This window comes from Pseudonocardia lacus (assembly GCF_018531445.1).
Lineage (GTDB): Bacteria > Actinomycetota > Actinomycetes > Mycobacteriales > Pseudonocardiaceae > Pseudonocardia > Pseudonocardia lacus.
Genome location: NZ_JAHDTH010000065.1, coordinates 23,906 through 35,826 on the forward strand (window position 1 = coordinate 23,906; position 11,921 = coordinate 35,826).

The following is an 11,921-nucleotide window of genomic DNA, read 5'->3' on the forward strand; positions in this document are numbered from 1 at the left end:
ACCCGTCCCGGTGACCGGGCGGCCCGGCGAGGCTACACCCGGGCCGCCCCCGTGGGCACCGCTCGCGGCGCGAGCAGGTCGTGCAGCAGCTTGGCGCACCAGTCGAGCAGCGCCACGTCGCGCAGCGGGGCGCCGCCGATGCGCCCGCCCTCGACCGGCTTGGGCACCAGCACCGCCCTGGCCGCCGGCTTGTACGCGGCCTTCGGGTGCAACCGCTTGAGCCGCATCTGCGCCGAGTCCGGCAGATCGACCGGACCGAGCCGGATCAGGTTGCCGGCCACCGCCACCTCGGCCACACCCAGCCCCCGGCAGGTCTGGCGGAACGCCGCGACCGCCAGCAGGTTGCGCACCGCGGTGGGCGGCTCGCCGTAGCGGTCGGTCAGCTCGTCGACGATCGCGTCCAGCGCGGCCCGGTCGGGCGCCTCGGCGATCTTGCGGTAGACCTCGAGGCGCAGCCGCTCGCCGGTGACGTAGTCGTGCGGGACGTGCGCGTCGATCGGCAGGTCGACCCGGACCTCGGTGAGCGACTCCTCGGTCTCCCCTTCCCCCGCGCCCGCCTGCTGGCGGAAGGCCGCGACGGCCTCGCCGACCAGCCGGATGTAGAGGTCGAAGCCCACGCCCGCGATGTGGCCGGACTGCTCGGCGCCCAGGATGTTGCCCGCGCCGCGGATCTCCAGGTCCTTCATCGCCACGGCGGCGCCCGCGCCCAGCTCGGAGTGCTGGGCGATGGTGGCGAGCCGGTCGTGGGCGGTCTCGGTGAGCGGGTGCTCGGGCGGGAAGAGGAAGTAGGCGTACCCGCGTTCGCGCCCGCGCCCGACGCGCCCGCGCAGCTGGTGCAGCTGCGACAGGCCCAACGTGTCGGAGCGCTCCACGATCAGCGTGTTGGCGTTGGAGATGTCGAGCCCGTTCTCCACGATCGTCGTGCAGACCAGCACGTCGTACTCGTTGTGCCAGAACCCGTTGACCGTGCGCTCCAGCACCTCCTCGTTCATCTGGCCGTGCGCCACCGCCACCCGGGCCTCCGGCACCAGCTCGCGGATCCTCCGCGCGGCCCGGTCGATCGTCGAGACCCGGTTGTGCACGTAGAACACCTGGCCGTCGCGCAGCAGCTCCCGCCGGATGGACGCGGTGACCTGCTTCTCATCGTAGGCGCCGACGTAGGTGAGCGTGGGGTGGCGGTCCTCGGGCGGGGTGGCGATCGTGGACAGCTCCCGGATCCCGGCCAGGCTCATCTCCAGCGTGCGCGGGATCGGCGTGGCCGACAGCGTCAGCACGTCCACGTGGGTGCGCAGCGCGGTGATGTGCTCCTTGTGCTCGACGCCGAAGCGCTGCTCCTCGTCGACGATGACCAGCCCGAGGTCCTTCCACCGGATGCCGGTCTGCAGCAGCCGGTGGGTGCCGACGACGACGTCGACCGAGCCGTCGGCCAGTCCGGCGACGGTCTGCTTGGCCTCCGCCGGGTCGGTGAACCGCGACAGCCCCTTCACCGTCACCGGGAAGGCGCGCATCCGCTCGGTGAAGGTGTCGAGGTGCTGGGTGGCCAGCAGCGTGGTCGGCACCAGCACCACCACCTGCTTGCCGCCCTGCACCGCCTTGAACGCCGCCCGCACCGCGATCTCGGTCTTGCCGAACCCGACGTCGCCGGAGATCACCCGGTCCATCGGGACCGGGCGCTCCATGTCCGCCTTGACCTCGTCGATCGCCGCGAGCTGGTCGGGCGTCTCGGTGTAGGCGAACGCGTCCTCCATCTCGCGCTGCCACGGGGTGTCGGGTGGGAAGGCGTGCCCGGGCGCGGACTGCCGGGCGGCGTAGAGCTGCACCAGCTGGGCGGCGATCTGGCGGACGGCCTTGCGGGCGCGGCCCTTGGTCCTGGCCCAGTCGGCGCCGCCGAGCTTGTTCAGCGTGGGCACCTCGCCGCCGACGTAGCGGCTGACCTCGTCGAGGGCGTCGGTGGGCACGAACAGCCGGTCGGCCGGCTGGCCGCGCTTGGAGCTGGCGTACTCCAGCACCAGGTACTCGCGGGTGGCGCCGCTGACGGTGCGCTCGCGCATCTCGACGAACCTGCCGATGCCGTGCTGGGCGTGGACGACGTAGTCGCCGGGCTTGAGGGTGACCAGGTCGACGGCGTTGCGCCGGCGGGTGGGCAGCTTGCGGGTCTCGGTGGCGCCGGCCCGGTTTCCGGTCAGGTCGGCCTCGGAGAGCACCACCAGCTGGCCGGCGGTGAACCCGTTGACGATCCGCCCGCAGGTGACCGTGACCAGGCCCTTGTCGGGCACCTCGACCAGCTGGTCGACCAGCGCGGCCGGGACGTCGGCCTCGCGCAGCTGCTCCAGCGACCGCTTCGCGGTGCCCTGCCCGCCGACCACCAGCACCGCGGTGCCGCCCGCCGCGACGTGCGCGCGCAGGTCGACCAGGGCGCGGTCGGTGTCGCCGCGGTAGGACTCGACCTCGTGCACCTCGGGGGCGAGGACGTCGTCGCGCCCGGACAGCAGCGGGCTCAGCGTGACGACCGGGCGCCCGGAGGCCTCGGCGTGCTCCAGCACCTCGGCGAGGCCGCGGTAGGCCGAGGCGCCGACGTCGATCGGGGCGGTGGCGTCGTCGGTCATGCCGGCGGCGAACCAGGACGCGGCCAGGAACTCCTGGCCGGTGCGGACCAGGTCGGCGCTGCGGGTCCGGATGCGCTCCGGGTCGGCCAGCAGGACGAGCGCACCGGCCGGCAGCAGGTCGGTGAGCAGCTGCAGCTCGCCGTCCACGAGCACCGGGATGAGCGACTCCATGCCTTCGGCGGGGATGCCCTCGGCGAGGTGCTCGAGCAGCTCGCGCAGCTGCGGGTTGTTCTCGAAGCGGCGGGCCAGCGCGGCGGCCCGGTCGCGCACCTCGGTGGTCAGCAGCAGCTCGCGGCAGCCCGGGGCGAGCAGGTCCTCGACGTCGCCGACCGAGCGCTGGTCGGCGACCGAGAACTCGCGCAGCTCGCTGACCTCGTCGCCCCAGAACTCGACGCGGACCGGGTGGTCGGCCGTCGGCGCGAACACGTCGACGATGCCGCCGCGGACGGCGAACTCGCCGCGCGCGGTGACCATCTCGACCCGCGTGTAGGCCAGCTCGACCAGCCGCACCAGCAGCTCGTCGAAGTCGTGGGTGTCGCCGACGCGCAGCCGCACCGGCTCCAGCGCGCCCAGCCCGGGCGCGATCGGCTGGATCAGGCTCCGCGCGGCCGCGACCACGACCCTCGGCGCCGCCGCCGGGTCCGACAGCCGTCGGAAGATCGACAGCCGCCTGCCCACCGTGTCGGGCCGGGGCGAGAGGCGCTCGTGGGGCAGCGTCTCCCAGCTGGGCAGCACCGCGACGGCGTCCGGGCCGAGCAGCTCGGCGGCGGCGGAGCCGAGGTCGTCGGCCTCCCGGTCGGTGGCCGTGACGGCCAGCACGGTGCGCCCGCCGCCCTCGGCCGAACCGAGGCCGGCGGCCAGGAACGGGCGCAGCGCCGCGGGCCCTTCGACCTGCAGGGACGGCACCCCCACGGCGCGGACCCCGCGACCGGCGTCGACGACCGCCGCGATCGCGTGATCGGTCAGAACGGCTTGGAGCAGACCGGACAGCTTGGCCACGATCGGGATTCCCCCCGGGCAGATGGAGCGCACGCAGAACAGACCACTGCCCGGGTCGAGGGCCCGGGTGCGGCCTTCTCCCCAGCCTACGCCCGCCCGTTCCGCTCCACTGCACGTGCACCTGTAAGCACGTCCGGGCGTCCGGGGGCTCCCGTCGCGGCCGGACGGACGATCGCCCGGGCATCAGGACGCGCGCGGCGGTTCGGCGGTGGCGGTCAGCGGTGGCCGGCGGGGAACGCCGGCGTGGCAGGGCCTCGCCGGCCCAGTAGCCGCTGTCGTGGCGGCCGGGGACGATGTCACCGGCGGGGGTGGGGGGCACGGCGTCGCAACCCGGGCGGGGTGGCGCAGCGCTGGGTGGGTACTCGCAGCCCGCCGGCACGCTGCGACAACCCACCCGACGCTGCGAGACACACCCAGCGCTGCGAGACCCACCCCGACTCCCGCACCGAGACGACCGAACGGGAGTCCGGCGTCCCGGCGCCAGCGCTCGGGCTCCTGCGGAGCGCGTCCTCGCAGCCCGGGCGCGGTGGCGCAGCGCTGGGCGGGTGTTCGCAGCCCGCCGGCGCGCTGCGACAACACACCCCACGCTGCGCGCCACACCCAGCGCTGCGAAACCCACCCGGCGCTGCGAGACCCACCCCACGCTGCGCGCCCCCGCCCCGGGCACGTCCTCGCAGACCAGCGCCTCAGGCGTCGCGGCGGTTGACCACCACGATCGCCGCGGCGAACACGACGGCGGTGATGCCGGCCACGTACGCCAGCGAGCCCACCGGGCCGAACGGCAGCCCCTCGCCGCCGGTCGACATCGCGTTGCCGGCGTTGATGAACGGCAGCCACGGCGTGACCGCCTCGCCGAACCCGGGGATGGCCGAGATCAGCTGCTCCCCCATCAGCGGCCACACCAGCACGATCGACACCGCGGCCGCGGTGTGCCGGACCAGGATCCCCACCCCCAGCGCCATCACGGCGCAGACCGCGAACACCGGGCCCGGGCTCAGCAGCACCCACCAGTCGTCGTACGTGCGCAGCGCGACGTCGGAAAGCGGGTCGAGCAGCCCCACCGCCACCCACGCGCCCAGCGCCGCGACCAGCCCGATCACGGCGCCGACGACGGCCACGACGACGGCCTTCGCCAGCATCGCCGCCGTCCGGTTCGGCGCGGCCTCGAACGTCAGCCGCACCGTCGAGTAGCGGTACTCGGTGGTCACCGAGACCGCCGCCAGCACGAGCACCAGCATCAGCCCGAACAGCAGGAACGGGTTCGAGCCCGCGCCGCCGGGCGCGTCGTTCATCTCGCCCGGCTCGATCAGCACCACCAGCGAGGTCAGCGCGACCACGCCGAGCACGGCCAGCGCGGCGCACCACCACGGCGAGCGGACCGAGCCCAGCTTGATCCGCTCCGCCGCCACCAGCCCCGACGCGCTCACGCCGGCACCCCCGATCCGGTCGAGGCGTACTCCACGTCCTGCTTGGTGATCTCCATGAACGCCTCCTCCAGCGAGCCGCGGCGCAGCGCCAGCTCGTGCAGCACCAGCCCGGCCGCCCCGACGGCCTCCCCCACCTGCTCCGTCGTCGCGCCCGCCACCACGAGCCCGGCCGGCTCCTCGACGACCTCGTACCCGGCCGTCCGCAGCGCGCCGGCGATGGCGTCCGGTCGCGGCCCGCGCACGAGCACCGCGGCCCCGCCGTCGACGAACTGCGCGGTCGGGCCCTGGGCGACCAGCCGCCCGCGCCCGATGACCACGAGCTCGGTCGCGGTCAGCGCCATCTCCGAGAGCAGGTGGCTGGACACCAGCACCGTGCGGCCCTCGGCGGCCAGGCGCTGCATCAGCCGGCGGATCCACAGGATGCCCTCCGGGTCGAGCCCGTTGACCGGCTCGTCGAACAGCAGCACCTGCGGGTCGCCCAGCAGCGCCCCGGCGATGCCCAGCCGCTGGGACATGCCCAGCGAGTACGTCCCGGCCCGCTTGCCGGCCACCGCGGTCAGCCCGACGGTGTCCAGCACCTCGTCCACCCGCCCGGCCGGCAGCCCGTTGGACCGCGCCAGCCAGCGCAGGTGCGAGCGCGCTGACCGGTTGGGGTGCACCCACTTGGCGTCCAGCAGCGCGCCGACCGTGCGCAGCGGATCGCGCAGCTCCGCGTAGCGCTTGCCCGCCACGAGCGCCTCGCCCGCGCTGGGGCGGTCCAGCCCGAGGACCATCCGCATGGTCGTCGACTTCCCGGCGCCGTTCGGCCCGAGGAACCCGGTCACGGTGCCCGGCCGCACGTCGAACGACAGGTCGTCGACGGCGGTGGTGCGCCCGAACCGCTTCGTGAGGCCTCTGACCTCAATCACATCCGCTCCCCCTTCGCGTCTGCGCAGAAGCACACCGCGTCGGGGGCCCGCCCGGATCCGGGTATCACCCCGAGCGGTCCCTGAGCCCGAACGCCACCGGGCAGGGGCCAGGGGTCTTGCCCGCGGTGGGACGGGTGGGCATGCTGACTGAAACAGTCGTTTCAGTTGCGGCTGGCCGAGAGGAGCGACGATGACCGGACGAACGGAGCCGGGGGCCGGGGGCGACCGCCGCGTGACGATCCGCGAGCTGGGCGCGCCCGGCGACCTGGGCTGGGTGGTGATGGCGCACGGCGAGGTCTACGCCGCCGAGTTCGGCTGGAACCCCTCGTTTGAGGCGCTGGTCGCGCGCATCGTCGCCGACTACTCCGCCGACCACGACCCGTCCCGGCAGTCGGCCTGGATCGCCGAGGTCGACGGGGTGCGCCGGGGGTGCGTGTTCTGCGTGCCCGCCGCCGAGGACGGCACCGCCAAGCTGCGGATCCTGCTCGTCGACCCGGCGGCCCGCGGCCTCGGCCTCGGCGACCGGCTGGTCTCGACCTGCCTCGAGTTCGCCGCGGCGGCCGGGTACCGGCGGATCACGCTCTGGACGAACGACGTGCTCGTCGCCGCCCGCCGGATCTACCAGGCGCACGGCTTCCGGCTCGTCGACTCCGCGCCGCACCGCAGCTTCGGCCACGACCTCGTGGGCCAGAACTGGGTGCTGGACCTGCCGGCCGCGCGGGTCGGCGCCGGAGCCGCGCGGTGATCGCGCGGGTCTGGAGCGCGAGCGCGACGGCCGGGGGCGCCGACCGGTACCGGGAGCACTTCACCGCCACCGTCCTGCCCCAGCTGCACGGGCTCGACGGCTTCCTGGGCGCCGAGCTGATGGAGGACGGCACCGGCGACCGCACGCACCTCCTGGTCGTCACCCGGTGGGAGACGCGCGCGGCCATCGAGCGCTTCGCGGGCGACGAACCCGGCCGCGCGGTCGTGGAACCCGCGGCCGCGGCCGCGCTGATCGACTTCGCCTCGACCGTGCGGCACTACGAGGTCACCGTGCGGGCACCGGGCGCCGGCTGACGGCGGCGGCCGGCCGTCAGGCGGGCCGGGGCGGCAGCTCCGGGCGCACCCGCGACGGCCGGGTCGCCGGGTCCGGCGGGCTCGCCGCCGGGCGCTCGGCCAGCGATGCCATCGCCATGTCGATCGCGCGCTCCAGCTGCGGGTCGGCCCCGGCGACCCAGTCCTGCGGGCGGACCACCACCTCGACGTCCGGGTCGACGCCGCGGTTCTCCACGCCCCAGCCGGTGTCGTCGAACCAGAAGGCGTAGCGCGGCTGGGTCACGCCCGTGCCGTCGACGAGGTCGTATCTGCCGTCGATGCCGATCACCCCGCCCCACGTGCGCGTCCCGACGACCGGGCCGATGCCCAACCGCCTGATCGCGGCGGTGACGATGTCGCCGTCCGAGCCGGCCATCTCGTCGGCCACCGCCACGACGGGGCCGCGCGGGGCGTCGTTGGGGTATGTCGTGGGCTGGCCGTGCCGGCGGTGGTCCCAGCCGATCACCCGGCGGGCCAGCTTCTCCACCACCAGCTGGGAGATGTGCCCGCCGCCGTTGCCGCGCACGTCCAGGATGAGGCCGTCGCGGGCGGTCTCCCGGCTCAGGTCGCGGTGCAGCTGCGCCCAGCCCGGCGCCATCATGTCCGGCACGTGCAGGTAGCCCAGCCGGCCCTCGGAGCGGTCGGCGACGAACGCCCGCCGCCCGGCCACCCAGTCCTGGTAGCGCAGGGCGGCCTCGGAGTCCAGCGGGCGCACCACGACGCGGCGGATCTCGCCGGCGTCCGCACGCTCCGGGCCCGAACGCACCGTCAGTTCCACCAGCTCCCCGCCGCGCGAGACGAGCAGCGGGGCCGGGCCCCAGGCCGGGTCGACGGGCACGCCGCCGACCTCCAGGACCACGTCGCCCGCGCGCACGTCCACCCCGGGCCCGGACAGCGGGCTGCGCGCGGCCGGGGCCGACGTCTCCGGCGGCAGCACCCGGGTGACCACCCAGCCGTCCTCGGCGGGCGCGAGGTCGGCGCCCAGCAGGCCCGGCCGGCCGGAGAAGTCGCCGCCGCCGGCGCCGCTGACGTAGGCGTGCGAGGTGCCCAGCTCCCCCTGCAGCTCCCAGAGCAGGTCGACGAGGTCGTTGTGGCTGCCGACGGCGTCGACCAGCGGGCGGTAGCGCGCCATCTCGGCCGCCCAGTCGACCCCGGCCATGTCCTCGACCCAGAAGTGGTCGCGCATCAGCCGGCCGGCCTCGTCGAACATCTGGCGCCACTCGCGGGCCGGGTCGACGGTGACCACGATCCGGCGGGTGTCGACCACGTACTCGTCGGCGTCGTCGTTGTCGGGGGCGCTCGACGACGAGCGGTCGGTCCGCAGCACGCGCAGCGTCTCGCGGTCGGCGACCACCAGCCGCTGGCCGTCGCCGCTGACCGCGAACCACGACACCGGGTCGGCGATCACGTCGAGCTTGCGGCGCTTCAGGTCGAAGCGCTCCACCACCGGGCGCTGGCGGCGCTCGTTCGTCTCGGCACGCGCGTCGCCCAGCACCCCGGACACCGGCAACCGGTACCACAGCAGGCAGTCCTTGCCGGCCCGCATCCCGCTGTAGCGGGCGGCGACCACCGGGATCGGCACGACCCGGTCGGCCAGCCCGTCGACGTCGACGACGACCTCGGGCGGGTCGTCGGACTTCCCGTCGGGCTTGTCCGCCTTCCCGTCGGCCTTCTCCTCCGCCTCGGCCGACTCCTCCTCGCCGTCGGCGGCTTCCGATGCGGGCGGGTCCTCGGGGCCCTCGTCGCCCGGCGAGACGGGCCGCCCGTCCGGGCTCGCCCCGAACGGCGAGGGCGTGCGCGCCGCCAGCGGCACCAGGTAGGGCCGCCACGACACCGGGAACGCCAGGTCGAACGAGTGCTGGTCGTACATCGGGTCGAACGTCCGCCGCGACAGGAACGCCAGGTACTTGCCGTCGGAGGTGAACACCGGGTCGGCGTCGACGAACCGCGGCGCGGTCACCGCGACCAGCGTGTCGTCGGACAGCCGGGCGATCATGATCCGGGTCAGCCCGGACTCCACCGGGTCGCAGTAGGCCAGCCAGGCGCTGTCCGGCGACCACGCCAGGTCCGAGACCTCGCCGTCGGCGCCGCGGGCCAGCTCGCGCAGCTCGCCGGAGGCGGTGTCGAGCACCAGCAGCCTTCCGTCGTGCGCGGCCAGCGCCACGGCCTTCCCGTCCGGCGACGGCGCCAGCTCCAGCACCCGGCCGACCTCGCCGACGCCGTGGCGCGCCAGCGGCTCGGCGTCCTCGGCGCGCGGGTCCAGCGGGGCGATGACGACGGCGTCCTCGCCCTCGGCGTCGTCGACCCAGACCGCGCGGTCGGCACCCAGCGGACGCGCCAGCCGGGCCCGCACCCCCGGCTCGGCGAGCAGGGTGCGGGCCGGGCCGTCGCGGTGGGTGAGCCGGTGCACGGTGCCGCGGACCAGGGCCACGCTGGAGCGCCCGGTGCGGTCGGGCTGCGCCCACGTCAGCTCCTCGGCCGCGCTGACCCGGAACGGCTCGCGGGCCCGGCGCGGACCGCCGAGGTGCACGTCGAGGCGGCGCGGGGCGCTCGTCGCGTCCAGCGACTCCACCAGGTACAGCTCGCCCGCCGACTCGTAGACCACCCGCTCGCCGTCGGTGCTGGCGTGGCGGGCGTAGAACGCCGGGGCGCCGTCGCCGCCGTGGTCGGTGTGGCGGCGCAGGTCGGAGCCGTCGAGGGCGAGCGAGTACAGGTTGCCCCAGCCCTCGTGGTCGGACAGGAACGCCACCCGCCGGTCCGCGCCGGAGCCGACCAGCATGGGGGCGGCGATGTTGCCGTCCAGCTCGGCGGCGAACCGGGCGAACTCCCCGGAGCCGTCCGGGTCGACCCACAGCTTGCCGACGGTGCCGCCGCGGTAGCGCTTCCAGGCCGCCGGCTCGGTCATCACGCTGCTCAGCAGCACCACCGGGCCGTCGGCCGACAGCGCGGCCGCCGAGCACGGCCCCAGGTCGAGCCGGCGCGGCGTGCCCCCCTCGACCGGCACCGAGTACGCCCAGGCCCGCCCGTGCGCGGCCAGCCCCGCCGCGCTCAGCGCCAGCACGTCACCGTCCGGGCCCCAACCCATCGTCCGCACCCGCGGGTCGCCCCAGTAGGTCAGCCGGCGGGCGCCGCCGCCGTCCACGTCGCTCACGTAGACCTCGGGGGCGCCGTGGCGCAGCGTCGTCCAGGCCACGCGGCCGCCGTCCGGTGAGAGGTACGGCGAGTAGGCCGTCACGTCGTCGGCGGTGAGGCGGTAGGCCCGGGCGCCGCCCAGCGGAGCCGTCCACACGTCGTTCTCGGCCACGAAGACGAGCGTGTCGCCGTGCAGGTGGGGGAAGCGGAGGTAGCTGCGGGCCATGACAGCAGACGGTAGCGACCCCCGGCCGACCCGATCGCGCCCGCTCGGACCCTGCACACCCCACCCTCACCCGGGCATCGGCAGAATCCCCCCATGCCGCGGCATCGAGCACGACGGGGGGACGGGTCACCGGATTGGTACCGGGCGACCCACGCAGCGTCCCGGGGACGGGCCGGCGGGCGCACGGTCGTGGCCCTCGTCGCCACGACCGTGGCGCTCGCCGGCTGCTCCGCCGCGCCGACCACCACCCCACCCCGGACCACGGCGCCGATCACCACCTCGGCCGCCGCCCCCGTCGCCGCCCCGCGAACGGGCATGCCCGACCTGACGGTCGACGTGCTCGCCGACGGGCTCAGCCACGTCTGGGACATGGGCTTCCTGCCCGACGGCCAGGTCCTGTTCACCGAGCGCGACGGCCGCGTCTCGCTGCTCTCGGGAACCGAGCCGGGCGCCACAGTGACCCCGGTCGACGCCGACTTCTCCGACGTCTTCGTCAACGGCGAGGGCGGCCTGATGGGCCTGGTCGTGCACGCCGACTTCGACCGCACCCGCCGCTTCACCACCTGCCAGACCAACCAGGTCGAGGACACCGCCACCGACATCCGGCTGGTCACCTGGGAGCTGTCCGCCGACGGCGGGTCGGCCACGCGCGTCGCGAACCCGCTGCTCGGCGGCCTGCCGATCAACCCGTCCGGCCGCCACTCCGGCTGCCGCACCACCCTCGCCCCCGACGGCACCGTCTACGTCGCCACCGGCGACACCGCCCGCGGCACCATCCCCCAGGACCTCAACTCGCTGGGCGGCAAGGTCCTGCACATCGACGTCGACACCGCGGGCCCCGCCCCCGACAACCCCTTCGTCGACGACGCCAACCCAGCCCGCCGGCTGATCTACACCTACGGCCACCGCAACGTGCAGGGCGTCACCGTCCAGCCCGACACCGGCGACGTCTTCTCCGCCGAGCACGGCCCCGACACCGACGACGAGGTCAACCACCTCGAACCCGGCGCCAACTACGGCTGGGACCCGTCCCAGGGCGGCACCGTCGGCGGCTACGACGAGGACGTCCCGATGACCGACCTCGACCGCTTCCCCGACGCCGTCGCCGCCATCTGGAGCTCCGGCAGCCCCGTCGAGGCGATCTCCGGGGCCGAGTTCATCTCCGGGCCCCAGTGGGGCGACCTGGACGGCGCACTCGCCGTCGGCGCCCTGCGCGGGCAGAAGCTGCTGGTCATGCGCCTGGCCGAGGACGGTTCCGTCGCCGAGGTGCTGAAACCGGCTCCGCTGGACGGCGAGTTCGGGCGGCTGCGCGGGGTGCGCCTGGCGCCGGACGGGTCGCTGTTGGTGTCGACGTCGAACGGGCGCGACGACAAGATCCTGCGGGTGACGCCGGTCTGAGGTGTCGCCGCTCCGTTGAGGTGAGCTTGGCCCCCAGCGCCGGACACTGACGGTGTGGGGTCAGCGATCTTGGTCTGGCGGGGTGTGGGCTGCTTCGTAGTCCACCGGCGACAGCATCTGAATGCTGGAATGACGCCGTGTCGGATTG

Annotated in this window: 7 protein-coding genes; 3 read left to right on the forward strand and 4 right to left on the reverse strand. The window is 75.0% G+C overall.

All coding sequences use genetic code 11. The features are described 5' to 3' along the window. Positions 1–32: 32 nt before the first annotated feature. From mfd to KIK08_RS15960, 3 genes are all read right to left on the reverse strand, one after another. Positions 33–3,605, reverse strand: coding sequence for a transcription-repair coupling factor (gene mfd, locus KIK08_RS15950; RefSeq protein ID WP_214403937.1), 3,573 nt, complete (start codon positions 3,603–3,605; stop codon positions 33–35). 686 nt (positions 3,606–4,291) lie between these two features. Further along, positions 4,292–5,032 (reverse strand): hypothetical protein, encoded by a 741-nt coding sequence (locus KIK08_RS15955; protein WP_308257667.1) that lies wholly within the window; start codon positions 5,030–5,032, stop codon positions 4,292–4,294. Next, a complete protein-coding gene (locus KIK08_RS15960) occupies positions 5,029–5,940 on the reverse strand; it encodes an ABC transporter ATP-binding protein (protein WP_214403938.1) in 912 nt (303 codons plus the stop codon). The genes KIK08_RS15955 and KIK08_RS15960 overlap by 4 nt, the downstream gene beginning before the upstream one ends. Positions 5,941–6,130: 190 nt before the next feature. On the opposite strand from KIK08_RS15960, the gene KIK08_RS15965 reads away from it, so the two are divergent. Both KIK08_RS15965 and KIK08_RS41030 read left to right on the forward strand, forming a co-directional pair. Beyond that, positions 6,131–6,685, forward strand: a complete 555-nt coding sequence (locus KIK08_RS15965; protein ID WP_214403939.1) for a GNAT family N-acetyltransferase — start codon at positions 6,131–6,133, stop codon at positions 6,683–6,685. Next, positions 6,682–6,999, forward strand: coding sequence for an antibiotic biosynthesis monooxygenase (locus KIK08_RS41030; protein WP_214403940.1), 318 nt, complete (start codon positions 6,682–6,684; stop codon positions 6,997–6,999). Before KIK08_RS15965 ends, KIK08_RS41030 begins: the two co-directional genes overlap by 4 nt. Positions 7,000–7,015: 16 nt before the next feature. Here the strand turns inward: KIK08_RS41030 and KIK08_RS15975 are convergent, their stop codons facing one another. Further along, a complete protein-coding gene (locus tag KIK08_RS15975; RefSeq protein WP_214403941.1) occupies positions 7,016–10,375 on the reverse strand; it encodes a S41 family peptidase in 3,360 nt (1,119 codons plus the stop codon). 189 nt (positions 10,376–10,564) lie between these two features. On the opposite strand from KIK08_RS15975, the gene KIK08_RS15980 reads away from it, so the two are divergent. Next, on the forward strand, positions 10,565–11,773 hold the full coding sequence (locus tag KIK08_RS15980) for a PQQ-dependent sugar dehydrogenase (RefSeq protein WP_308257668.1): 1,209 nt from the start codon (positions 10,565–10,567) through the stop codon (positions 11,771–11,773). Positions 11,774–11,921: the final 148 nt, after the last annotated feature.